The organism is Xylanibacter caecicola (assembly GCF_013166515.1).
Taxonomy (GTDB): Bacteria; Bacteroidota; Bacteroidia; order Bacteroidales; family Bacteroidaceae; genus Prevotella; species Prevotella caecicola.
Genome location: NZ_JABKKJ010000002.1, coordinates 264,406 through 289,752 on the forward strand (window position 1 = coordinate 264,406; position 25,347 = coordinate 289,752).

General features: G+C 49.6%; 23 protein-coding genes. 14 read left to right on the plus strand and 9 right to left on the minus strand.

Annotation, left to right across the window (positions count from 1 at the left end; translation table 11 throughout):
• Window positions 1-46: 46 nt before the first annotated feature.
• Window positions 47-1,714: an AMP-binding protein gene (locus HPS54_RS02645; protein ID WP_172343920.1), complete on the plus strand. Its 1,668-nt coding sequence runs from the start codon at window positions 47-49 to the stop codon at window positions 1,712-1,714.
• A gap of 87 nt (window positions 1,715-1,801) precedes the next feature.
• Here HPS54_RS02645 and HPS54_RS02650 read toward each other — a convergent pair whose 3' ends face one another.
• Genes HPS54_RS02650 through HPS54_RS02670 form a run of 5 tightly spaced genes read right to left on the minus strand, consistent with a single transcriptional unit; the run spans window position 1,802 to window position 7,514 of the window.
• On the minus strand, window positions 1,802-3,013 hold the full coding sequence (locus HPS54_RS02650; RefSeq protein ID WP_253951911.1) for an ABC transporter permease: 1,212 nt from the start codon (window positions 3,011-3,013) through the stop codon (window positions 1,802-1,804).
• Between the two features lie 9 nt (window positions 3,014-3,022).
• Window positions 3,023-4,201, minus strand: coding sequence for an ABC transporter permease (locus HPS54_RS02655; protein ID WP_172343921.1), 1,179 nt, complete (start codon window positions 4,199-4,201; stop codon window positions 3,023-3,025).
• A gap of 38 nt (window positions 4,202-4,239) precedes the next feature.
• Window positions 4,240-5,232: an HlyD family secretion protein gene (locus HPS54_RS02660; RefSeq protein WP_172343922.1), complete on the minus strand. Its 993-nt coding sequence runs from the start codon at window positions 5,230-5,232 to the stop codon at window positions 4,240-4,242.
• A gap of 14 nt (window positions 5,233-5,246) precedes the next feature.
• Window positions 5,247-6,632 (minus strand): TolC family protein, encoded by a 1,386-nt coding sequence (locus HPS54_RS02665; RefSeq protein WP_172343923.1) that lies wholly within the window; start codon window positions 6,630-6,632, stop codon window positions 5,247-5,249.
• A 9-nt stretch (window positions 6,633-6,641) separates the two neighbouring features.
• On the minus strand, window positions 6,642-7,514 hold the full coding sequence (locus HPS54_RS02670; RefSeq protein WP_172343924.1) for a hypothetical protein: 873 nt from the start codon (window positions 7,512-7,514) through the stop codon (window positions 6,642-6,644).
• Between the two features lie 313 nt (window positions 7,515-7,827).
• On the opposite strand from HPS54_RS02670, the gene HPS54_RS02675 reads away from it, so the two are divergent.
• The 12 genes from HPS54_RS02675 (at window position 7,828) to HPS54_RS02730 (ending at window position 19,747) form a co-directional block, all read left to right on the plus strand.
• Window positions 7,828-8,073: a DUF4492 domain-containing protein gene (locus HPS54_RS02675; protein ID WP_172343925.1), complete on the plus strand. Its 246-nt coding sequence runs from the start codon at window positions 7,828-7,830 to the stop codon at window positions 8,071-8,073.
• 18 nt (window positions 8,074-8,091) lie between these two features.
• Entirely contained in the window at window positions 8,092-9,660 is a 1,569-nt protein-coding gene (locus tag HPS54_RS02680; RefSeq protein ID WP_172343926.1) for a cytochrome ubiquinol oxidase subunit I, read from the plus strand.
• A 130-nt stretch (window positions 9,661-9,790) separates the two neighbouring features.
• Window positions 9,791-10,933, plus strand: a complete 1,143-nt coding sequence (locus tag HPS54_RS02685) for a cytochrome d ubiquinol oxidase subunit II (RefSeq protein WP_172343927.1) — start codon at window positions 9,791-9,793, stop codon at window positions 10,931-10,933.
• Between the two features lie 296 nt (window positions 10,934-11,229).
• Window positions 11,230-11,784 carry a four helix bundle suffix domain-containing protein gene (locus tag HPS54_RS02690; protein ID WP_172343928.1) on the plus strand — a complete coding sequence of 185 codons (555 nt, stop codon included), beginning with the start codon at window positions 11,230-11,232 and terminating at the stop codon, window positions 11,782-11,784.
• Window positions 11,785-12,175: 391 nt separating this feature from the next.
• Window positions 12,176-13,183, plus strand: coding sequence for an anthranilate phosphoribosyltransferase (gene trpD / locus HPS54_RS02695; RefSeq protein WP_172343929.1), 1,008 nt, complete (start codon window positions 12,176-12,178; stop codon window positions 13,181-13,183).
• Window positions 13,184-13,269: 86 nt separating this feature from the next.
• Window positions 13,270-14,058: an indole-3-glycerol phosphate synthase TrpC gene (gene trpC / locus HPS54_RS02700; protein WP_172343930.1), complete on the plus strand. Its 789-nt coding sequence runs from the start codon at window positions 13,270-13,272 to the stop codon at window positions 14,056-14,058.
• Window positions 14,059-14,151: 93 nt separating this feature from the next.
• Window positions 14,152-14,823, plus strand: coding sequence for a phosphoribosylanthranilate isomerase (locus HPS54_RS02705; protein ID WP_172343958.1), 672 nt, complete (start codon window positions 14,152-14,154; stop codon window positions 14,821-14,823).
• A gap of 104 nt (window positions 14,824-14,927) precedes the next feature.
• Window positions 14,928-15,704 (plus strand): tryptophan synthase subunit alpha, encoded by a 777-nt coding sequence (gene trpA / locus HPS54_RS02710; protein WP_172343931.1) that lies wholly within the window; start codon window positions 14,928-14,930, stop codon window positions 15,702-15,704.
• Window positions 15,705-15,732: 28 nt separating this feature from the next.
• The gene (gene trpB / locus HPS54_RS02715) at window positions 15,733-16,941 is read left to right on the plus strand and encodes a tryptophan synthase subunit beta (protein ID WP_172343932.1); all 1,209 of its coding nucleotides are present in this window, start codon (window positions 15,733-15,735) and stop codon (window positions 16,939-16,941) included.
• Window positions 16,928-18,346, plus strand: a complete 1,419-nt coding sequence (locus HPS54_RS02720; protein ID WP_172343933.1) for an anthranilate synthase component I family protein — start codon at window positions 16,928-16,930, stop codon at window positions 18,344-18,346. Before trpB ends, HPS54_RS02720 begins: the two co-directional genes overlap by 14 nt.
• Before the next feature lie 92 nt (window positions 18,347-18,438).
• Window positions 18,439-19,002, plus strand: a complete 564-nt coding sequence (locus HPS54_RS02725) for an anthranilate synthase component II (protein WP_172343934.1) — start codon at window positions 18,439-18,441, stop codon at window positions 19,000-19,002.
• 145 nt (window positions 19,003-19,147) lie between these two features.
• Window positions 19,148-19,747, plus strand: coding sequence for a UpxY family transcription antiterminator (locus HPS54_RS02730; RefSeq protein ID WP_172343935.1), 600 nt, complete (start codon window positions 19,148-19,150; stop codon window positions 19,745-19,747).
• Between the two features lie 737 nt (window positions 19,748-20,484).
• Here HPS54_RS02730 and HPS54_RS02735 read toward each other — a convergent pair.
• Genes HPS54_RS02735 through HPS54_RS02750 form a run of 4 tightly spaced genes read right to left on the minus strand, consistent with a single transcriptional unit; the run spans window position 20,485 to window position 24,190 of the window.
• Complete coding sequence (locus HPS54_RS02735) at window positions 20,485-22,053, minus strand: peptide chain release factor 3 (protein WP_172343936.1); 1,569 nt, start codon at window positions 22,051-22,053, stop codon at window positions 20,485-20,487.
• Between the two features lie 12 nt (window positions 22,054-22,065).
• Window positions 22,066-22,947: a dTDP-4-dehydrorhamnose reductase gene (rfbD, locus tag HPS54_RS02740; protein ID WP_172343937.1), complete on the minus strand. Its 882-nt coding sequence runs from the start codon at window positions 22,945-22,947 to the stop codon at window positions 22,066-22,068.
• A gap of 12 nt (window positions 22,948-22,959) precedes the next feature.
• Window positions 22,960-23,502, minus strand: coding sequence for a DUF4924 family protein (locus HPS54_RS02745; protein WP_172343938.1), 543 nt, complete (start codon window positions 23,500-23,502; stop codon window positions 22,960-22,962).
• A 19-nt stretch (window positions 23,503-23,521) separates the two neighbouring features.
• On the minus strand, window positions 23,522-24,190 hold the full coding sequence (locus HPS54_RS02750) for a LysE family translocator (protein WP_172343939.1): 669 nt from the start codon (window positions 24,188-24,190) through the stop codon (window positions 23,522-23,524).
• A gap of 124 nt (window positions 24,191-24,314) precedes the next feature.
• On the opposite strand from HPS54_RS02750, the gene HPS54_RS02755 reads away from it, so the two are divergent.
• Window positions 24,315-25,316: an ROK family protein gene (locus HPS54_RS02755; RefSeq protein ID WP_172343940.1), complete on the plus strand. Its 1,002-nt coding sequence runs from the start codon at window positions 24,315-24,317 to the stop codon at window positions 25,314-25,316.
• Window positions 25,317-25,347 lie beyond the last annotated feature (31 nt).

The window sequence follows — 25,347 nt, forward strand, 5'->3', positions numbered from 1 at the left end:
GTGCATATAAAGACGTATCTTTGCACAATATTTTGAACTTTGTGCAATGAAAACTATACCAAGTTTTAATTCTTTTTTAGAACAGAGCGTTATAAACAACTGGGATCTCGATGCCCTTACAGACTATAAAGGAGCCACTTTGCAGTACAAGGACGTGGCGCGTAAGATAGAGAAACTGCATATCATGTTTGAAAACAGCGGTGTGCAGAAAGGCGACAAGATAGCCATTTGCGGGCGTAACAGCTCGAACTGGGCAGTGGCATTCATCGCCACGCTGACATACGGTGCCGTGGCAGTGCCGGTGCTCCATGAGTTCACCCCCGATCAGGTTTACAATATCGTCAATCACAGCGAGGCAAAGCTGTTGTTTGTAGGCGATGTCGTAGCCACGACGATAGACGCCACGAAGATGCCTGCGCTCGAAGGCATCATATATATACCCGACTACTCGCTCGTGTTGTCGCGCACGGACAAGCTGACGTTTGCGCGCGAACATCTCAACGAACTCTTCGGCAAGAAATATCCAAAGGCTTTCCGCAAGGAACATGTACATTATTATATAGATGAAGATCCCGACGAACTTGCCCTTATAAACTATACGAGCGGCACTACCGGCTTCTCGAAGGGCGTAATGTTGCCTTATCGTGCCATGTGGGGAAACCTTGACTTTGCGTTCGACGCAATAGGCAAGAACATACAGCGTGGTTCAAAGACGATAAGCATACTCCCGATGGCGCACATGTACGGAATGGCGTTTGAATTCCTGTTCGAATTCTGTCACGGATGCCACATATACTTCCTTACGCGTGTGCCGAGTCCTGCCATCATTGCACAAGCCTTTCAGGATGTCCGTCCTTCCATTATCATTGCGGTTCCGCTCATCATAGAGAAGATTATTCGTAAGCGCGTGTTCCCCAAGATACAGAACCACCGCATGCGTCTGCTTCTCAACATGCCGGTGATAAGCAAGAAGGTGAAACAGAAGATATGCGAGGAGGTAAGCAAGGCGTTCGGAGGCAACTTCTATGAGATGATTGTGGGCGGAGCGGCTTTCAGTCAGGAGATAGAGGCGTTCCTTTACAGCATCAATTTCCCGGTGACCGTGGGTTATGGTGCCACGGAGTGTGCACCGATAATAACATACAGCGACTGGCACAGTTTCGTTCCCACGTCATGCGGTAAGGCGGTCGTGCACATGGAAGTGAAGATAGACAGTCCCGATCCGCAGAACATACCCGGCGAGATACTTGCACGGGGTACCAATGTGATGCTCGGATATTATAAGAACGAAGAGGCCACGCGGCAGGCACTCGATAGCGAGGGCTGGTATCACACCGGAGACCTGGCGCTGATGGATGCCGAAGGAAACGTATTCATAAAGGGAAGAAGCAAGAACATGCTTCTCGGGTCGAGCGGACAGAACATATATCCGGAGGAAATAGAAGACAAGCTCAACAGCATGGCGATGGTTGTGGAAAGCCTTGTAGTGCAGGACGGTGACAAACTTGTGGGACTTGTCTTCCCCGACTATGAAGAGGCAAAGGAGATGGGGCTGTCAAACGACGATATCATCAATGTCATGGAGCAGAACCGTCAGGAGCTTAACGCTGCCCTTCCGGCATACAGCAAGCTGTCTTCGATAGTGTTGCAGGAAGAAGAATTCGAGAAGACTCCGAAGAAGAGCATAAAGAGATATTTGTATAAACGGAGCTGATAAGAAAAGCATAGCTTTAGCCCCCGTAACCCATAGCTTTACGCATCGTAAACCTATGGGTTACGGGGGCTAAAGCTATGGGTTATTTCATTGTTCCCGGCTTCTTAACTTCTTGACTCTGTCAATCTGAAACTTATACACGGCGCATGTCATTATGAAGAACACGACAGTCTGTATCCACAGGCAGATGTATTGCAGACTGATGTCGCCGAGGCGTGCGCCCGCAGTGTTCATACTCACAAAACCCTGTATGCCGAATGTAGACGGGAACAGCCATGACACCGCTTTCCATGTTCCCGGAATGTTGCTCGACGGCCATGACATGCCCGAAAGGAACAGAAACAGTATGGAACTGAAGACGACGAGCAGTATGACGTTCTCGCGATATCTTACCAGGCACGACAGCATCATGCCGAAGAATATGCACGACAACAGATAGGGAAGCATGAATGTTACAAGGTCAGGGGCGTGCACAAGGCTTACGAAACCGAACATGCGCGGAATGACAAGAGTGACGTAAGCCGCTATTACAGAATAGATCATGAAATAGCATATCGACTTTCCGAGGACAATGCGGAAGATGCCGTTGTAATGGCGGCTTACGGGTATAAGCTCCTTGTACTTGTTCTTTTCGCGTGCCGTTCCGGCAGACAGTCCTATTCCCAACAACAGTGTCTGCTGTATTATGAGCATCAGGACTCCCGGCAGTATGAAGTTGCCGTATCCGCCGGTGGTGTTGAACATCGGTATTTCGTCAAAGTCGAGCGGCTTTATCGTTATCTCGTCTTCTCGTCCAGTCGTGTTTCCCGAAAGACTTGTCTGTATCTTGGAGTTTATGTTTGCCGCCACCGAGCTTGCTGTCTGGAATATCGCCTTGTAGGTAAGCATGAGACTCATGTCGCAGTATACACTGACATGGCTTTGTTCCATACGGTTTATTCTTGTTTGGAAGTCTTGCGGAAAGTATATTACGCCATGCACCGCCTGCCTGCCGACAAGGTCTTTTGCCTCATCAAGACTGTTGCAATGGTATGCCACCCTCGTGTCTGGCGAAGCGTCGAACTCGCGTATGAACATGCGGCTCATGCTGCTGTGCGAGTTGTCCACCACGGCAACAGGCACTTCACGTACCACCTCGTTGTTGTATATCCATGAATAGAGTATGGGGTAGAGCAGGGGGACGAGGACGAAGAATATCAGAACGCCCTCGTCGCGGACAACGTTTTTCATCTCTTCCGCCCATATATGGCACATGTCGTGCAGTCCCTCGTTGATTCTTTGCAGCATCTTCATACTCATGTTTCTTTGTTACGGAATATAGACAAACTTCAGCATAGCCCGTTTAAGGTTCCTCATTATGAATACCGGAAGACATGCAAAACCAACCATTGCCGCAATGTTGAACCATGCGTAGGGCAGCGGGAAACCGTTGAACACACATATCTGATACACCATGTAATAGTGGCGCAGGGGGAACAACTGTGCCAACGCCTCTATTGCCGGAGACATGGAAAATACGGGATATGCCGCACCGGACAATGAGAAACTTATCACCGCCCAAAGCGAGCAGGTGCTCATCGACATGCGCAGCGACGGCATCAGTCCGAACATGAATATGCCGAAGCCCTGTGCCGACACCACTGCCAGCAGTCCGAGCAGCATCATTGTCCATGTTCCGCCCGGATGCGGAAAGTCAAGTATGCCGAAAACATACCATATATAAGCAAGCATTATGGTGATGAATACTATAAACTGCGGTAGCATCTTCCCTGCCACAGCCACGTATATGTTGTCGCCTGCCGCGGCAAGCCATTCCTTCGAACGTCCGAATTTCAGTTCTGTACCGATAGAGTATACGGTTATCAGAAATATGAACAGCATTATGCAGCCCGGTATGAGCATGGTGCTGAGATATATGTTATAGCTTATCCATGGATTTTGTATCGTGTGCAGATCTATTGCTATAGGCTGCAAGAACGCCGTTATCTGTTTCTCCGTATATCCCTTTGCCGACATCTGTGCCGACCCTACACCTGCCGACCCGAGCGTGGCAATTATTTTAAGGTCCTTGCCGAGCAGTGCGCCTGCCGTAAGCGATGTGTTGCTGTAGTATATGGATATCTTGGGCTGCCTCATGGACAGCAGTTTGTCTGTTGTTCCTGCCGGAAAATACAGGAAAGCATATATTTCGTTGCGCTGCATGGCTGCACGCGCTTCGGCTATATCGTTGAAATGCCTTGTTATACGGGTGTTCTGAAAAGCATCGAGCTTTCTTGTCATGCTGCGGGTTGTGGCAGTGTTGTCCATGTCTACCACACCCACCGGCATGTCTTCCGGCTGTCCCTCGTTCATCAGTGATGTGAAGAAGAAAATGATGACGACAGGAAATACCACCATGCAGAACAGATATATCATGTTGGAACGCAGTATGCCGCACTCGCGTGCCGCGACATTCATGGTTCGTTTTATATATTCCGCTGCATTCATAGTCTGTATATCTCTCTTGCTGGGTAACCGGTATCCCTTTATTGACGCTGTCTCATGATGAGCGACATGCCCGGACGCAGTCCGTCAAATCCCGTTACAGGGCGTGCCTTGACCTCAAAAGTCTTGAGGTCATACTGTCCGTTTGACTTGGTTGCTTTCCATACGGCATAGCTTCCCTGGTCCTTGATGTAGTAGACTTTCATCTTTATCTCTTTGTTGAACGCCGGTGAATATGCCGTTATTACATCGCCTGTCTTCAGTCCTTTCAGCAAGTCCTCGCGCACGTTGAACGTGCCCCAGCAGTCGTTCATTATGGCGACGCTCATTATCGGAGCGCCTGTGCCCACGAGTTCGCCAACCTTAGGATATATACTGCTGACCTCACCGTCGAACTGTGCCGTCTGTACCGTTTCGTTTATGTATGAGTTTACTTCCTGAACGGCACCCTTGGCACGGTTTACCTGAGCCGCTGCCGCCGCCTTTTCCTCCTTGCGTGCGCCTTCAACAGCCATGTCATACTGTGTCTTTGCCGCCTTTTCCTGCGCCTCCATTGCACGGTAGTTGGCGTATGCCTCGTCGCGTTTCTGGGCCGTCATCACTCCCTCGTTGAACAGCCGTTGCACACGTTCGTATGACTTTCTTGCAATCTCGGCACCTGCCTGTGCCTGCCGCCATACCTGATATGCGCCCTGTATCTGCTGTCTGCGTGCGCCGTTTGCCGCCATGTCACTCATTGCCTGTGCCGCCGACTCGGCGCTTACCGCCTGTTCCTTCTTTGCCCTGATGTCCGGAGCATCGAGAATGGCGAGCGTGTCGCCTGCATGTACGTAGTCGCCCTCCTTGACACGTATCTCAAGAATGCGTCCCGGTACCTTGCTCGACACCCTGTATTCGCTCACTTCTATTTCTCCCTGTATTATCTCCTCGGTGCGTCCTATGGTGAAATATCCTATGAGTGCTACCGTTACGACCACGGCGGTAAAGCCCGCTACGGCAAGAAGTATGTTGTTGTGTTGCTTCTGTTCTGACATAATCCTGATAATTTTTATTTCAATTCGCCAATTGCTTTTTTCAAATCGGTTTGTGAAAGTTTTACATCTATCTCCGCGTCAATCTTCTGCGACTGTGCCTGTAGCCATGCCGTCTGTGCTTCCATCACATCCGTTGTCTGCATCACTCCCTCCCTGAAACCCAGTTCGGCACATCGCAGGTTTTCGTCCGCACGCTCGATATTCTTCTTTGCCATGGCAAGTTTCCTTGCAGCTTCTTTCACTCTGAACCTGCTTTGGTTTATCTGCAGTTCTATCTTCTCTTCCGCCTCGTCAAGTTCCATTGCGGCAATGCTTGTGGCTGTCTTGCTCGCACGTACCCTGTAAGCGCTTTCAAACCAGTTCCACACCGGCACCCTTACAAGCACCCCGATGTTCCACATGCCCGAAAACTTTCTTTCAAAGCCGTTGTACAGGTTGGGATTGGTTACGATATATCCTCCCGTAAGCGCAATCTGCGGCAGGTTGGCAGCCCTCATGAGCTTTGTTGTCTGCCTGCTTATGTCTATGGCGTTCTGTAGCATTTTCACTTCGGAGCGGTTCCGTGCAGCTTCCTTTATGTCGGTGACGCTTTCTGTTATTTCCGTTCCAAGCTCGTCCTTGCCTTCGTCTTCAAGCGTTATGTCGCTGTCTGCCGGCATTCCGCACAGCTGGCACAGTAGCATGCGCGACAGGGCAAGTCCGTCTTCGACCTGTGTAAGCTGCATTTCCGCCTCGTTGACCTTTACGCTCACTTTAAGTCCGTCTGCCCTTGTGGCAACTCCCGCCTTTATCATCTTCGCCACATCGTCATCGAGTTTCCTGACAAGTTTAAGAAAACTTTCGGCAAGTTTTTCCTTCTGTCTCAGCGATACGACGGTCCAGTATGCCTTGTCTATATTGTATATTGTCGACTGCGTGCTGATTTCAGTCTGGTTTGCCGCCATTTCCTCCGCGATGTCGGCAATCCTGTTAGCAGCCGTAATGCTTCCGCCCATGTATATGGGCTGGCTTACCATTACCGACGCCGTGTATATGTTTCGTGTGTCCGTGCGGAAAGCATCGCTCACCTTTTGACCTATCCTGTTGATTATAGCCGTGGTCTGTTCGTCAAGTATGCCGATGATGCTTCCGATATTTCCCAAAGTGTATTTCTGTGTTCCGTTCAGTATCGACAGTTCCCTGCTTGTATGCATGTATCCCCCGGCGGCATCCACGTGCGGCAGGTATTTTGTGCGTGCCGCCTTGCGTATGTTCTTGGTTACATCCTGTTTCAACCGTGAGATGTTCAGCTGCTTGTTGTTGCGCAGCGCCATGGCACGGCAACTGTCAAGGCTGAGCATCTGTTGTGCATCGACCCCTGTTGCGCACATCAATGTTATTAATGACAGAAACCATTTCATAGGCTGTTGTTATTTGAAAGAGAAACTCCTTGAACCTATCATGCTACCGTCTGCAAATATGCTCACCTTATACGTGCCTCCGGTCAGTGTCTCGTTTACGTTCCAGAACATGCTCACCGGTGTCTCCTCGCCTGTATATTCTACGGCTTTCTTCATTGAGAATTGCAGGCTGCGGTTCTCATAGCGGAATGTGCCTCCGTTGCCGAGCACCGTTCCGTTGGGCTTGGTTATTATTACGTAAAGCGTGCGCACGCCGTTGGTGGCGGTAACGTTTCTTGCTATGTTGAAGTTCACCTGTATTGTGCGGCATTTCTTCAGTTTGTCAAGGTTCTTTCCGTTCTTGTTCTTGGCAAGCATAGCTATGCCCGTGGCGTTGAGTTGTGCAGCAATAGCCACCTTCTCGGATAGGTTTTGTTTGTCTGCATTAAGTCCTTCGATCTGTCTTGTCGCCTCTTCATACTGTCCCTTCACCCTTGTGTTCTCTTCCGTCAGGTTCTTGTTAAGGCGGTTGAGCGAGTCTATTTCGAGTATGTAGCTGCGTATCACGGCACGGCATGTGGCGAGTTCTTTTTTCAGACGCGTTATTTCCCTCGCGTCAGTAGCCTTGAGACTTCTCAGCTCTTCAAGCAGTTTCTGTGTCTTAAGCTGTTCCTGTGTGAGCTGTTCCACCAGCGAGTCGTTGTTGATGGCAGTCTTCATCTCGCTGTACTGTTCGGCAAAGCGTTGATACTCGTTCTCCATTTCTTTCTTGTCGAGTTCTGCCAGTTCCTGCATATCCTTGTTTGCCTGTTTCTGTTCGTTGAGGCTGTAGCCCAGATATACTATGCCTGAGATAAGTGCCAGTACAAAAATGATTACGGGGATAAAAACTTTCTTGTTCATAACCGATAGCCGTTAGTTCTTTATTACCTTATTAATATTATAGTGAAACACGGTCTGTATGTAGACCGATGCAAATTTATAGTTTTAAAATTAAACGGCAAATTATTTGTCATACGCCAATGCTTAAATATTGTAAAGATTATGATTTTTATGGAAAAATAGAGCAATATTAATGATATTTGATTATATTGTGACTCACAAAATCGGCTTCGCCACCGCGAACCGGACTAAAGTCCGACTTTCACTATTTTGTTTTGTCGAATATTCTTCGTATATTTGCTGTCGGTTTATATGGCATGAAAAGACTTTTATCATGAAAAAGACGGAACTGTTTCATCGTGTCAGCGACTTTTATTACAGAAGACTCGGGAACATGGGTCTTGGTAGGACGCTGTGTGTTGTCGTCGTGCTGAAGCTTTTTATCATATTTGCCGTACTCAAACTGTTTTTCTTCCCCGACTTTATACGCAGCAAGGTGCCCCGCGGCAACAAGGCGGACTATGTGTCATCGCAGGTAATAGGACGTGCGGTAGACGGAAAACAGACAGGTGACAGTTAACTCTTAATTTTTTAAATTATGACAGACATATTACTAAACATCGATGCTTCGTCAGTAGACTGGTCAAGGGCGCAGTTTGCCCTTACCGCCATTTATCATTGGCTGTTTGTGCCTCTAACACTGGGACTTGCCGTCATCATGGGCATAATGGAAACCTGTTATTATCGCACCCGCAAGCGCTTTTGGAAAGATACGGCACGTTTCTGGCAGAAACTGTTCGGCATAAACTTTGCCATGGGCGTTGCCACCGGTATCATACTTGAGTTCGAATTCGGCACCAACTGGAGCAACTACTCGTGGTTTGTTGGCGATATCTTCGGTGCACCTCTTGCCATTGAGGGCATCGTTGCTTTCTTTATGGAGGCTACGTTTGTCTCTGTGATGTTCTTCGGGTGGCGCAAGGTGTCGCCCGGATTTCACCTTGCATCCACATGGCTCACCGGTCTTGGTGCCACCATATCGGCTTGGTGGATACTTGTCGCCAACGCATGGATGCAGTATCCGGTGGGTTGCGAGTTCAATCCGGACACCATGCGCAACGAGATGTTGTCGTTCGCAGATGTCGCCCTGTCGCCTTTTGCCATAGACAAGTTCTGTCACACGGTGACATCGGCATGGATAATAGGTGCCGTTTTCACGGTAGCCGTAGGCTGTTACTATCTTTTGAAGAAACGCGAAGAGAAACTTGCCGTCGAGAGTATCAAGATTGGTGCGGCTTTCGGACTGTTTGCCTCTCTGCTTGCAGCGGGCACCGGCGACGGTTCGGCATATCGTGTCGCATCGGTACAACCTATGAAACTTGCTGCTATGGAGGCTCTTTACAATGGCGGTACCGATGTAGGCCTTACCGCAGTGGCATGGGTAAATCCGTTCTCGCAGCCTGATTACAGTAACGAAGGCGAACCTCCTTTGCGCATAGGCATACCCAATGGTCTCTCGTTCCTTGCCACACGCGATGCACACGGTTATGTGCCGGGTATAAACGATATTATAAAGGGCGGATATAGAAAGCCGGACGGCACGATGGCATTGTCCCTTGACGAGAAGATAAGCCGCGGCAGCCGGGCTGTAAACGACCTTGCCACATACCGTTCGATGAAGAGCCGTGACAGGAAAGACGTATCGGAAGACTCTGTTGCCGTGGTTCTTAACAGACTGAAAGCCAACATGCCTTACTTCGGATACGGATATGTCAGTGATGCCGAGCAGACCGTGCCCTACATTCCCGTATGCTTCTGGGCGTTCAGAGCCATGGTTGGTCTTGGCGTATTGTTTATCCTTTTCTTCGCGGTGGTGCTTTTTATGGTCTACAGAAAGGACATATCAAATGCAAAATGGCTGCATGTTGCCGCCCTCGTGATGCTGCCGTTGGGATACATCGCGAGCGAGTCGGGTTGGATAGTGGCGGAGTTCGGGCGACAGCCGTGGACCATACAGGACATGCTGCCCACGTGGGTTGCCGTGTCGGACATCGGTTCCGGCAGCGTAATGCTGACGTTCTTCATCTTCCTTGTGCTCTTCACCATGCTTCTTGCAGCCGAGATAACAATATTGTGTAAGGCGATAAAGAAAGGACCAAAGGCATGACAAGGGCATGAGGATCTCGGTATTAACACCTTAAAACCTCAGATCTCAAAACCTGAAACCTTAGTATTAACACCTCATAACCCCACACATTATAACCTCAAAACCTTAACCCCTCAAAACCTCAAACAATATGACATATATATTTTTGCAACATTACTGGTGGTTCATCGTCTCGCTTTTAGGCGCGTTGCTGGTGTTCCTCATGTTCGTACAGGGAGCCAACTCACTTCTGTTCAGCCTCGGAGCCACCGAAGAAGAACGCCGTATGATAGTAAATTCGACCGGTCGTAAGTGGGAACTCACGTTTACTACGCTCGTAACGTTCGGCGGTGCGTTCTTCGCCTCGTTCCCCCTGTTCTACAGTACAAGCTTCGGCGGCGCCTATTGGCTGTGGATGATCATCCTTTTCTCTTTTGTTCTACAGGCGGTGAGCTACGAGTTTCAGAATAAGCACGGAAACATTCTCGGAACCTCGGCATACCGTTGGTTCCTCATCATAAACGGTATCGCCGGTCCGTTCCTGCTCGGATGCGCGGTGGCGACGTTCTTCAACGGTTCCAACTTTGTTGTTTCGAAGATGAATCTCACCGATGGCATGCAGCCCGTAATAAGTTCCTGGGCTAATGCCTCGCACGGTCTCGATGCGCTTCTCGACCCATGGAACCTTGTGTTGGGACTTGCCGTGTTCTTCCTCGCCCGTGTTCTTGGCATATTGTATGTGATGAACAATGTGAACGACGAGAACATACGGTGCCGAGGCAGCGTGCGCCTTATAGGATGTACCGTGCCGTTCCTGCTCCTTTTCGTGGCGTTTCTCGTGCGCACTCTCCTCAAAGACGGCTATGCCGTCAATGCTTCCACCGGCGAAGTGTACATGCAGCCGATGAAATATCTTGCTAATCTTGCCGACATGTGGTATGTGGCGGCGATGCTTGTTGCAGGCGTTGTCATGGTGCTTTATGCCATTGTGCGCACCGTTGTCAGCAAGACTTTCGTGCGCGGTATATGGGCAGGCGGTGCCGGAACCGTTCTTGTGGTTCTTAGTCTTCTCCTTTGCGCCGGGTGGAACGATACCGCCTACTATCCGTCGAATGCCGACCTGCAGAGCAGCCTTACCATCGCGAACAGTTGCAGCAGCGAGTTCACGCTCCGCACCATGACATACGTGTCGTTCCTTGTTCCGTTTGTACTTGCATATATTGTAGTTGTTTGGCGTAAAATGGACAGGAAAGGCATAGACAGGGACGAGATGAAGAGTGACGACCTGTATTGAAAATCGTAACAGAAACCTCTCTTTTGCCTTATAAATTACAAGCATGGTAATGTTTATAATATAATGTGTTAATTATATAAAGCATTATTGTTATAATATGAAAGGTGGCATTTAGTGTTCCTAAATGCCACCTTTAGCATTGCTAAACATGACCTTTTAGAACCTCAAATGCCACCTTTTTATAATATATATTGCATGATTGTTTTTGTTTTCAGTATATGTCATTTGTTGAAATCAGGCTGTGATTATCAGGATAAATGTGTATATTTGTGTTCTTAATGGATTAAGGACAATAAATGACGAACAAACTGCTACCGCATACAGGGAATTATAAGGAGCTTCTGACATATCAGAAAACGGATGTGATATACCAGATTACATACTTTTTCTGTAAAAGTTTTTTAGTCCGCGGAGACCGCACCATAGACCAAATGGTTCAGGCTGCAAGAAGCGGAAAGCAAAATATCATAGAGGGATGTGCCGCATCTGCCACATCCTCAAAGACGGAAATTAAACTTGTAAATGTTGCAAAGGCAAGCCTTAAAGAATTGCTCGAAGATTACGAAGACTATCTCAAGACACGCTGTCACAGGCAATGGGAAAAGGGAAGCAGGGAATATGAAGCGATGCGCAGGCTCGGCAGGGATCACAACGACGCTGCCTTCTTCATGGACATAGTGCGCACCCGCTCGCCGGAAACTATTGCCAACATGGCTATAATCTTGATTAATCAGGCAGACTATCTTCTTTTCAGACAGCTTGAACGCCTGTCCGAAGATTTCCTGAAGAACGGCGGCTTCTCTGAAAGGATGTCCGCCATGCGGAGAAAGGAACGGGAGAAAGGGCGTTGAGGGTTTCTTCTTTTAAGGTCTTTAAGGTCCTTAAAGTATTTAAAGACCTTAAGGTCAAGTGAGAATTCTGTCTCTGACAAAGTTCTTTAAAGACCTTAAGGACCTTAAAGTCCTTACCCCTTATCCTTAACCCAAAGGCAAATGTTTCAACAAAACAGTAAAAAAACACCTTTTGTTTTTGTTGTTTTGCAATAAAACATGTATATTTGCATTCGGATTAAAACTTTATGGTGAAAATGAACAGTATATCATTCAATGCATGGTGGTGGCGTTACTCAAGATTTAAAAAGTCGTGAGTCGGTAGCCGTGTATATACTTGATAAGAATATAATGAGGCCTGTCGTTCTTGCGACAGGTCTTTTTTATTAATACAATAACAGGAGGGAATATTATGGAGATGAAGGATATCTTATACAGAATGCTGAACCATGAGGAACTTACACGAAAGGAGACGCATGACATACTTATAGGCATTACACGCAGCGAGTTTCCTGCAGAGCAGATAACGGCGCTGCTCACCGGGTTGCAGATGCGCGGCATAACGGTGGATGAACTGTTGGGGCTTCGTGACGGCATACTGGAAACGGGTGTACCTGCTGTTCTTGATTGCGACCGATATACCGATATTGTCGGTACGGGCGGCGACGGCAAGAATACGTTTAATATTTCCACTTGTGCATGTTTTGTCATGGCAGGTGCGGGATATAAGGTTGCAAAGCATGGCAACTATGCCGCAACATCGGCAAGCGGAGCGTCAAATGTGATAGAGGCACATGGTGTGGAGTTTACGGCAGACACCGACAAACTGAACCGCTCGATGGACGGTTGCGGTGTGGTTTATCTCCATGCACCACTCTTTGCACGTGCCATGAAGTTTGTGGCTCCGGTGCGTCGCATGTTGTGTTTTCCCACATGCTTCAACCTGCTTGGTCCGCTTGTAAACCCTTCGCGTCCCGCATGTCAGTTCTTGGGAGTGGCAAATCTTGCCCAGATGCGTCTTTATGCCAGTGTTTATGCCAGACTTGGCATGGACTACGGTATTGTGAACAGCACCGATGGGTATGACGAAGTCTCGCTTACCGGCAGTTTTAAGATAGTGTCCAACAGTGGAGAGCACATTTACAAGCCTTCGGACTTGGGAATGCCGGTGGCAGATCCGGAGAGCCTTAGAGGTGGAAATACCGTTGAAGAGGCAAAGGAGATATTCGACAGTGTGCTTGAAAACCGTGCTCAACCGGAACAGCGGAATGTGGTTATAGCCAATGCCGCATTTGCCATACATGTGACGGAAAAAGGCAGAAAGAGCATTGACGAGTGTGTGGATATTGCGCGTGAGTCGCTCGACAGCGGTCGTGCCCTTGCCACGTTACGCAAGTTTGTGGAACTTAACAAGTCGTAAAAGGAGGTTACGGGCTTTACAGTCTTTGGATGTTTCCGGACCGTCAGAGCCTTTAATATCATTAAATCAATTAAGATCAGGCAGATATGGATATACTTGAAGAGATAGTGGCATGGAAGCGGCTTGAGGTTGAAAGGTTCAAGGAAACCGTCCCCGCAACCGTACTATATAATAAGGTGGAAAGTTTGCAGGATGTTGCCGTGCCGTCTATGTGCCGTGCGTTGATGACATCGGACAGCGGGATAATAGCCGAGTTTAAACGTCGTTCGCCTTCAAAGGGGTGGATACGTGAGGATGGTGATGCCGCGGTGATACCATTGGACTATCAGAAGAACGGTGCATCGGCTGTGAGCATCCTTACTGATGCGAAGTATTTCGGCGGCAACGACGGGTTTGTGCAGATTGCAAGGCAGTCGGGTGTGACGCTTCCCGTGCTGTACAAGAACTTTGTCGTAGACGAATATCAGTTGTTTCAGGCGCGTGTCTGCGGTGCGTCGGCTGTGCTGCTTATCGCCGCCGCACTATCGAGGTACGACTGTGCCATGCTTATGCGTACGGCGCATGAGATAGGTCTGGAAGTGCTTCTTGAGATACACGGAGCGGAAGAGTTGGAATATCTGGACGCAGAACCGGATATGTGCGGTGTTAACAACCGCAATCTCGGCACGTTTATCACGGATGTGCAAAACTCGTTTGTACTCTCGGAGAAACTGCCGCGCGATATATGCCGTGTCAGCGAGAGCGGAATTGGCGATGCCGCCACGGTATGCCGGTTGCGTAAGGTGGGCTTCAACGGTTTCCTCATAGGTGAGAGTTTCATGAAAGAGCCTTTGCCCGGAGAAGCTTTGCACCGGTTTATAACGACAATGACATAGACCGCTGAGGTGGCAGACATGCGGAAAAGGCGATAGTGAACAAGGAAATATGGTAATGAAACAAAATAAGACGAGATGATGACGATGAAGAATATCATGATAAAGGTTTGCGGTATGCGCGACGTGGAGAACATTCGGTCGGTGGCGGAACTTGGCGTGGACATGATAGGATTTGTGTTCTGGAAAGACAGTCCGAGATATGTCAGTATGATGTCATCGGGAGCAGGCATCATGCCGGACTATGCCGGAGACAACGGGCGCTGTGTGAACGGCGGTGTAAAGAAAGTCGGTGTTTTTGTTGACGGTATGCCGCAGGACATCGTTACCCGGGTATATAACTACGGACTGGACTACGTGCAGCTGCACGGCAGTGAAAGTGCGGTGATGATAGACAACCTTCGCCGCACACTCGAACCGGACATCCGTCAAGGTGTAAAGATAATAAAGGCGATAAGCGTGGAGACGGCAGAAGATGTAGACAAGTGGCGCGAATATGACGGTGTGGCGGACATGCTGCTTTTCGACACCAAGTGCACTTGTGCAGGCGGTAGCGGAAGGATGTTCGATTGGAATGTGCTGCAAAACTACGACGGCAGTTTGCCTTTCATTCTCAGCGGCGGCATAGGACCGGACGATGTGCAGCGTGTGAAAGACTTCGACCATCCCATGCTGGCGGGAATAGACCTCAACAGCAGGTTTGAGACGGCTCCGGCAGTGAAGGACGTGGAGGCTCTGAAGGCGTTTGTCCGTGCGCTGAGGGGATAGATCTGCGGCGCATACCTGTAGGTTGCGCCGGTGATGTATAAATAAAAATACTGCATCTGCAGATTAATATATATACGTTTGATTTTTAATATCTACTTAATACAATGAATAAGATAAACGAACTGTTTGCAGGGCGCGGCGATCGCAAACTGCTCTCGATATATTTCTGTGCAGGATGTCCGTCTGCCGAGAGCACGGCAGACGTGATTAGAACTCTCGAACGCCGAGGGATAGACATGATAGAGGTTGGCATACCGTTCAGCGACCCGCTTGCCGACGGACCGGTGATACAGGCTGCCGGGACGGTGGCACTGCGCAACGGCATGACATTGGAACGGCTGTTCGGTCAGCTGGAGGAGATAAAGGACGAGGTGTCGGTGCCGCTCGTGATGATGGGCTATCTCAATGTGATAATGCACCACGGCATAGAGCGTTTTTTCAGGAGATGTTCCGAGACGGGTGTGTCGGGAGCGATAATCCCCGACCTGCCTTTTGCCGACTATCTTGCCGATGTGAAGCCGACAGCCGACCGATACGGCATACGCGTTATAATGATGATTACGCCGGAGACGTCGGAAGAACGCGTGCGCTTTATCGACAGTAATACGGACGGGTTTATATACATGGTGTCATCGGCTGGTATAACCGGTGCACAAAGCAGTTTCGATGATGCCAAGCAACGGTACTTCCGCCGTATAGACGCAATGAACCTGCGCAATCCCCGCATGATAGGGTTCGGCATATCCAACCGTCAGACGCTGGAGAGTGCACAGGCTAATGCTGCCGGAGCGATAATAGGGAGCAAGTTTGTCACGTTGCTCAATGAGACGGGAAATGCGGATGATGCCATGGACAGGCTTTATGAGGATTTAAGAAGGTAGAAACTCCTTAAAAACAAATGATAAAACGATGAAAGATTCTTTTTTTGCAGATGAGAACGGCTTCTACGGAGATTTCGGCGGAGCATATATACCGGAGATATTATATAAATGTGTGGAGGATCTGCGCCGTGCATATCTTCCGATAATGGAGAGCGATGAGTTCAAGGCGGAATATCGTGCGCTGCTGCGCGACTATGTGGGCAGACCCTCGCCGCTGTATCATGCGCGGAGAATGAGCGATAAGTATGGTATAAAGCTATATCTGAAGCGTGAGGACCTTAACCATACCGGTGCGCACAAGATAAACAATACCGTAGGGCAGATACTGCTGGCGCGCAAGATGGGCAAGAGTCGTATAATAGCGGAGACGGGTGCCGGACAACACGGGGTGGCAACAGCCACGGTGTGTGCGCTGATGGGTATGGAGTGCGAGGTGTTTATGGGCAAGACCGATGTGGAGCGGCAGCACACCAATGTGGAACGCATGCGCATGCTCGGTGCGAAGGTGCATCCTGTGACGACAGGAAACATGACGCTTAGCGATGCCTGTTCGGAGGCTATACGCGACTGGTGCTGTCATCCGTCGGACACGTTTTATATCGTCGGCTCGACAATGGGACCGCATCCTTATCCCGACATAGTGGCACGCATGCAGAGCATAATATCGGAAGAAATAAAGTGGCAGCTGCAGGAGAAGGAGGGACGTGACTATCCCGACTGTCTCGTGGCGTGCATTGGCGGAGGCTCCAACGCTGCCGGTACGGTGTATCACTATGTCGACGACAGCCGCGTGCGCATAGTGCTTGCCGAAGCGGGCGGCAGCGGCATCGACTCCGGACGCACGGCGGCGACGATACACCGCGGCGAGCCGGGCATACTGCACGGCAGCAAGATGCTCGTCATGCAGACATCCGACGGACAGATAGAAGAGGCTTTCACCATATCGGCGGGTCTTGATTATCCCGGTGTGGGACCCATGCACTGCAACATGGCGGCAAAGGGGCGCAGCGAGGTATATGCCGTGAATGACGATGAGGCGGTGCTTGCCGGTTACGAGCTTACGCGAATGGAGGGAATAATACCTGCCATAGAGAGCGCGCATGCCGTGGCGGCACTTGGCAAGGTGACATTCGGTCCGGGCGATGTGGTGGTGCTCACGGTGAGCGGACGTGGTGACAAGGATGTGGAGACGTATTTGGCAAACAAAGATATGGCAGGAGAGTATGGAAAGTTCTAAGTTCGGATATACGGCGGAGAGCAGGACGGTGCTTGCCGACCTGTATACGCCGGTGGGAGTGTATATGAGTATGAGAGATGTGTGTCCTCAGAGTGTTTTGATGGAGTGTTCTGACTATCACGGTGCCGACAACAGCCGTTCGTTTATAGGCATAAATCCTGTTGCAAGCATTGCCGTGGGGCACGGTGAGGCGGTGTTGTCGTTTCCTGACGGTACGTCGGTGCGGCGTGTCGTCGGCGATTACAGGTGTGAAGACGCCATGCGCGAGTTTCTCGACAGCTTCGAGGTCAGGGGAGAGCATGCCCGATATTGCGGACTGTACGGGTATACGTCGTTCAACGCCGTGAGATACTTTGAGAATATAGCGGTGAAGGACGAGACGGCTGAGCATGACGACGCGCCCGACTTGTATTACATAATGTTTCGTGACGTGATAGTCTTTGACCACTTCAACAACACGATGACGATAGTGACGCTTGTTGCAGACGGCGCAACGTCCGGCAGCGGCGATGCCGCTATCGACGGTATGTTGAAAAAGATGAACGGCGGCAGCGGTCGCGACTATGGCTTTCGTGCCGTGGGAGAGACCGTGTCTACGCTTACCGACGAAGAGCATAAGGCGAACATACGCCGTGGAATAAACCATTGTCTGCGCGGCGACGTGTTCCAGATAGTGCTGTCGCGCCGCTTTGTACAGAGATATGAGGGCGATGATTTCAGGCTCTACCGCGTGTTGCGCAGTGTCAACCCGTCGCCATATCTGTTCTACTTCGACTTCGGAGGCTTCCGTATATTCGGCAGCAGTCCCGAGACCCATTGCCGCATAGAGGGCGGCAGGGCATACATAGACCCCATTGCCGGTACGACGAGGCGCACGGGCGATGCCGCGCGTGACAGGGCAGGCGCCGAGTTTCTGCGCAACGACCCTAAGGAGAATACCGAGCATGTGATGCTGGTAGACCTTGCACGCAACGACCTTAGCCGTAACTGTCATGATGTGAAGGTCGATTTTTATAAGGATCTTCAGTATTACAGTCACGTAATACACCTTGTGAGCCGTGTAAGCGGAGAGCTTGATGATGGCGCCGATCCGGTGAAGGCATTCATAGACACTTTCCCGGCGGGTACGCTTAGCGGTGCGCCCAAGGTGCGTGCCATGCAGCTTATCAGCGAATACGAGCCTCATAACCGCGGTGCCTACGGCGGTTGTATAGGTTGTATAGGCTTTGACGGCAGTCTTAATCAGGCGATAACGATACGTACATTTGTGAGCCGCGGAGGCGAACTGTGGTTCCAGGCAGGCGGAGGAATAGTGGCAAAGAGCGATGAGGAGTATGAGTTGCAGGAGGTTAACAACAAGCTCGGGGCGTTGCGCCGTGCCATAGAACTGGCGGAAAAGCTGTGACGCACGGCTGCAGGTGCGGCATATGGCATGAAAGAACATGCCGAACTCACAATTATTAATTATAAATTATTAATTATCAATTATAAATTGCAATGAGTGTTGTCATAATAGATAATTACGATAGCTTTACATACAACCTGCGTCATCTTCTTCGTGAGGCGGGTGCCGATGTAACGGTTGTGCGCAACGACTGTTTTGCGCTTGAAGAGCTTGAAAGCTTCGACAAGATAGTGCTTAGTCCGGGACCGGGCGTCCCCTCGGAGGCAGGTCTGCTTACTGATGTGATACGTCGTTATGCCGGGGTGAAGCCCATCTTGGGCGTATGTCTCGGTCATCAGGCGATAGGCGAGGTGTTTGGAGGACGGTTGGTGAACGTCAGCGAGGTGTGCCACGGCGTTGCAACGCCGTGTGACAACTTTGGCAACGAGCCGATGTTCCGCGGATGCGGCGCGAGGTTCGAGGTGGGGAGATATCACAGTTGGGTGGTTGACAGGGACAGTCTTCCGGCGTGTCTTGAGGCGACAGCCTTGAGCGACGACGGTTTTATAATGGCTATGAAGCATCGCGAATACGATGTCCGCGGCATACAGTTTCATCCCGAAAGCGTGATGACACCATGCGGAAGGCAAATGCTTGAGAACTGGCTTGCAATGTGATAAGTAGATGTCCGACATCAATTATAAAGTAAATACAGCATCTTTAGGTTCTAATATATGCGTTTTGGACATCTACTTAAATGCCGCAACGCTCTTGTTTATCGGAAAAAATAAGTATTTTTGCAGCCGGTATAATAAGTTTTTCATGGAAAAGGCAGGCAACGACAACAATTGTTTTAGCGATGATAACGCCGGAAAGGAGCGTTATGATGCGGGGAATGCAGTGTCGTGGCATGCCGTAAAGTTGTTTGCCGTGCGGCAGAAGGATGTGGCTGACTATTTTGCCGACTGCGGTCTGGAGTCGTTTATTCCCATGTGCCGCCGCGATTACGTCGATGCGGATGGAAAGCGCCGCCACGACATACGTCCCGTTGTCACCAATCTGATATTTGTAAAGGCTGTCTTCGGCGTCCGTCGCATGCTGTCGATATATGCCGGATACCCAAAGCGGCTGTTTGTGATGCGAAAGAGCAAGGACAATCCCGAACTTTACAACATTCCGGACAAGCAGATGCGCGAGTTCATTCTGATGTGCAATCCGGAGATTGAGATGAAGAAGTTTCTGTCGGAAAGTGAGGCTAAGCTGAAGAAAGGGCAGCGTGTGGTGGTTGACTTCGGACCGCTGAAGGGGCTTTCCGGACGCCTTGTGCGACAGAGCCACAAGTATTTTCTGCTTAAAGACGTGCCCGGCATGGCGGTGATGATAAAGGTTTCGCGGTGGTGTTGCCGTCCTGTAGAGGAGTAGGGAATGCTGAATGATAAATAATGTTCGCCTGATTTATTTCCCTTGTTTATATTAAAACCACTCTCGGAAGGTGTATGAGAACTTAAAACATGCTGTACGTGTTTTTCCGGCATATAGTAGAGAAATCTGTAGCATATAGTAGAGAAATCTGTAGCATATAGTAGAGAAATCTGTACTATATAGTAGAGAAATCTGTAGCATATAGTAGAGAAAACTGTACTATATAGTAGAGAAAACTGTACTATATAGTAGAGAAATCTGTACTATATAGTAGAGAAATCTGTACTATATAGTAGAGAAATCTGTAGCATATAGTAGAGAAACGTAACGCATATGAGATATAAATGTAACGCATATGAGATAGAAATGTAACGCATATGAGATAGAAACGTAACGCATATGAGATAGAAACGTAACGCATATGAGATAGAAATGTATCGCATATGAGATGGAAACGTAACGCATATGAGATAGAAACGTATCGCATATGAGATACAAATCTATCGCATATTTTTAAGGATGCAATGCCATGTCCTTACATATCGGATACAGGTCCGGCGGTAGTAAAAAATGCCTGAATCACGCTGGATATTTGTTGCCGTTTAAGGATATTTCATGGCAAATGCCCGTTGCCTCAGCCTTAAAATCAGTGCTGTGGCAACGGGCATTTATAAGAAAGTCACGACAATGCCGGTTGTTTCCAGTTTTAATATGGTCCTTTTGTATGGAAAACGGTGTCAGAACTCGCTTGTAAAGTGGAAACGAATGTTCTCGAAGTCCTGCTGTGCCATTTGCAGTACATATCCGGAGTCGGCGAGGAACACGTCGCGCCCGTCCTTGTCCTTTGCCATATACTGATATTTGCGCTTCTTGAATGCCTCAAGCTCCGCCGCATCGTCCGCCTCCACCCAGCATGCCTTGTAAAGATGGACCGGTTCCCAGCGGCATTTGGCGTTGTATTCGTTCTCAAGACGATACTGTATGACCTCGAACTGCAACTGTCCTACGGTGCCTATGATTTTCCTTCCGTTGAACTGGTTGACAAACATCTGTGCCACACCTTCGTCCATAAGCTGGTCTATGCCCTTGTTGAGCTGCTTGCTCTTCATCGGGTCGTCGTTCTCGATGTACTTGAACATCTCCGGAGAGAATGACGGCAGTCCGCGGAAATGCAGTTTCTCGCCTTCGGTAAGCGTGTCACCTATCTTGAAGATGCCGTTGTCCGGCAGTCCGACAATATCGCCGGGATATGCCTCGTCGATGGTGCTCTTGCGCTGTGCCATGAACTGTGTGGGCGATGAGAAGCGCATTGTCTTGCCCTGGCGGACAAGGTAGTAGGGCTGGTTGCGCACGAACTTGCCGCTGCAAATCTTGCAGAAAGCGATGCACGAACGGTGGTTGGGGTCGATGTTTGCCGTTATCTTGAATATAAATCCGGTGAATTTTGACTCTTCCGGACTTACCATGCGCTCTTCCGCCTTGGTGGGTTTGGGCGACGGAGCTATCTCGACGAAACAGTTAAGAAGCTCTTGTACACCGAAATTGTTCAGTGCGCTGCCGAAGAAAACGGGTGCTACTTCCGCTTTTCTATATGCTTCGACGTCGAATTCGGGGTACACTCCGTCCACCAACTCGAGGTCGTCGCGCAGCTTTGCGGCATCCGTGTCTCCCACACATGCGTCCAGTTCGGCAGAGTTAACGTCCACTTCCACCTTTTCCGTGACGCGCTGCTTGTCGGGAGTGAACAGGTCGAGCTTGTTTTCATAGATGTTGTAGACGCCCTTGAACTTTGCCCCCTGATTAATGGGCCACGACAGCGGGCGTACCTTTATCTCCAGTTCCTGCTCCAGCTCGTCGAGGATGTCGAACGGGTCGCGTCCCTCGCGGTCCATCTTGTTTATGAATATTATAACCGGTGTGTTTCGCATTCGGCACACGTTCATCAGCTTGCGTGTCTGCGCCTCCACGCCTTTAGCGCTGTCCACCACGATTATCGCCGAGTCTACCGCTGTCAGCGTGCGGTATGTATCTTCGGCAAAGTCCTGGTGTCCGGGCGTGTCAAGGATGTTTACCTTGTAGCCCTCGTAGTCGAACTCCATTACCGACGTGGATACGGATATACCGCGTTGCTTCTCTATGTCCATCCAGTCGGACGTTGCCGTCTTGCGTATCTTGTTGCTCTTTACGGCTCCCGCCACCTGTATCTGTCCTCCGAAGAGCAGGAACTTCTCTGTAAGCGTGGTCTTTCCTGCGTCAGGGTGTGATATGATGGCAAACGTGCGTCTTCTTTCTATCTCGTTGTTCATGATGATTTTCTTTTATCCCTGTTTGTTCCCTTCGCGCTCTTGTCCGTTTAATATATCAACACATTCCTGCAGCGACTCTTCCCAATGCGGTATTTCCATGCCGTATGTTGTCTTTATCTTCGTCTTGTCGAGGACACTGTATGCAGGCCGGCATGCCGGTGTGGGATACTCGCTTGTATGCAGGGGACGGACGTGGCATGTTGTTATACCCGCCATGCGGTGTATCGCTTTGGTGAAGTCGTACCAGCTGCAGACACCCTCGTTGGAGAAGTGGTATATGCCCGGCACGATGCCATGGTTTATCGCTGCCATTATGGCAACGGCGAGGTCGCGTGCGTAAGTGGGCGTCCCTATCTGGTCGAAGATTACTCCTATACTGTCTTTTTCCTTTCCGAGGCGTATCATCGTCTTTACGAAGTTGTTTCCGAAAGTGGAATACAGCCATGCCGTGCGTATTATCATTGTCTTGCCGCATGCAGCCGTGGCGCCCTGTTCGCCCGCCAGCTTCGTTTCGCCGTATGTGCTGTCGGGACATGTCGGCTCGTCCTCGGTGTACGGGGTGTGGTTGGTACCGTTGAAGACATAGTCTGTGGATACTTGTATCAGCCATCCGTTGCGCTTTTCAATGGCTTCGGCAAGCAGTCCGGGGGCATCGGCGTTGATTTTACGGCAAAGTTCCTTGTCGCTTTCCGCCTTGTCCACCGCCGTATATGCGGCACAGTTTACGATACCGTCTATGTTGTTATTGAAGATAAACTCGTTTACGGCAGTCTTGTCCGTTATGTCGAGCGACGATACGTCCGTGTTGAAATAATTGTGCTGCGGGTTCTCTTTCTCGAGCAGCTGTATCTCGTTCCCCAACTGCCCGTTGCATCCGGTGATAAGTATGTTCATGTCTTCGGTGTTTTAAAATTCCAGTGGTTCTTCCTTGTCTTTCAGGAAATAGTCGGACAGCATGCCGATGAATGTCGTTATTTCCTTTACTGCGTGCATGGTGTCGGGGCTTATCTCTTTCTTCCGGAGCCTGAGCATCATTACGCCGTATAGGGCGTTGAAGCATGTCTCCACCTCGTCTTCGTCTTTCTTTCCGCTGCGGTTCCGCAGTTCCACTATGAACGGAAGGACTTTGTAGTACTCGCTTGTATAGAACGGATATTTTGTGCTCTGCAGCAGTTGCGCATTAAGCTCTGCCAGCTGTTGCATCACGATACGGTTTATCTGTAGATGCCCATGTTCCCTGCATCCCTCGCCGTTCATCATCCTTATGAGGTTGCCGTACCAGTCGGTCATGTCCTCTTTCCTGTCCTCGTCATAGTCAAACTTGTCTATGTATTCCTTTCTTATACGTGGCAACGAGCATCCGTATGCACGTATGATGTCCTCTACCTGCCACATGTACAGCAGGTATTCGGCAATGTTTGTCTTTCTTAGTTCCTGAGATATAAACATCCTTTAGATATTGATAATGTTATAGAGAGAAAGTGTAAAGGTTGAAAACGGTACCGATAAGCACGATGAATGAGATTATGATGACAATGCTTCCTATAACCCTGTTGATGATTATTATGCCGCTGTTATCAAATATACCGCGTATCTTGTCTACAAGCCATGTCAGTCCGAACCACCAGAGCATGGCTCCGAAGATGATGCTCATGTATCCCGCGCACATCTCCAACGGATGATTTGGCACGACAAATGCCAGCTGCGCATAGCATGCCATGAAGAGGAATATGATGAGCGGATTGGAGAATGTGACAAGAAAAGCCGTAATGCCGTTCTGCACCAGCGTGCCCCGTCCGTTGTTGCTTATGTGTATCTTCTTTGTAGGATTGCTGCGGTAGCAGTATATTCCGAATGCCATCAGCATTATGCTGCCGCTGATCTGCAGTATGAACTTGTTGTCCCCCTTGTTTATAATGTCCATTACGAAAGACATGCCGAGACCTGTTATCAGGGCGTAGAAGATATCGCTGACACATGCCCCGATACCGGTGACAAACCCGTACCAGCGTCCCTTGTTCAGCGTTCTTTGTATGCAGAGAACGCCGACAGGTCCCATCGGGGCAGAGGCAATGATGCCTATAAGTATGCCCTTGAATATCAGGTCAAGAATATCTATATGGATAGGAAATGCCATAGTGGCTGCAAAGTTCCTGTTTTTTTGCCGAATATACAAATTTTGACAGCAAAACTTTGCCTGCTGCAATTAAATTGATACCTTTGTTTTCACATTATTATATATGAAATATAAATTTATCAGGATGAGCACATTATCAACTGTTAAGCCGTATGTCATCGGCTTGGATTTGGGCGGCACGAACTCAGTGTTCGGCATCGTGGACAGCCGCGGGGAAATTAAGGCAACAACGACAATCAAGACACAGGGTTATGCCACTGCGGAAGATTATGTCGATGCGGCGTGCGATGCGTTGCAGATCATAATAGATCAGGTAGGCGGAATAGACACCATAAAGGCGATGGGCATAGGTGCGCCTAATGCAAACTATTATAAAGGGACTGTTGAGCATACTCCCAATATATCATGGGCACACGACAGTGTGGTGCCTCTTGCCGGCATGTTCGGCGAGAGGATAGGGCTGCCTGTAGCCATTACCAATGATGCCAATGCCGCTGCTATAGGCGAGATGACGTATGGTGTGGCACGCGGCATGAAGAATTTTATCATGCTCACGCTTGGTACCGGCGTAGGTTCCGGTATTGTGGTTAACGGTCAGCTGGTTTACGGAAGCGACGGCTTTGCCGGTGAATTGGGACACATGATTGTGCGTCGTGAGAACGGTCGTCCATGCGGATGTGGTCGTTGCGGATGTTTGGAGACGTATTGTTCTGCAACGGGAGTGGCACGTACGGCACGTGAATTCCTGATGACAAGCAATGACAGTTCGCTTCTCAGAGACTTGGATATAGATGATATAACATCTCTCGATGTGTCTTTGGCTGCGGCTAAGGGCGACAGACTTGCGCTGAGCGTTTATGAGTTTACGGGCGAAGTGCTTGGCGAGGCATGTGCGGACATGGCTGTCTTCTCCTCACCCGAGGCGTTTGTTTTCTTCGGCGGACTGACAAAAGCGGGCGATTTGCTTATGGAACCGATAAAGCGCAGCTATGAGAAGAACGTCATGCCGCTCTTCCTGAAGAAGCCGGCACAGTTCCTTGTGAGCAGCCTCGGCGGTTCTTCGGCAGCCGTTCTCGGTGCAAGTGCGATAGGGTGGGACTTGCAGACGCAGGGCAACAATGAATAATACGCATAAAAAGACGGCTTTGATGCGATGT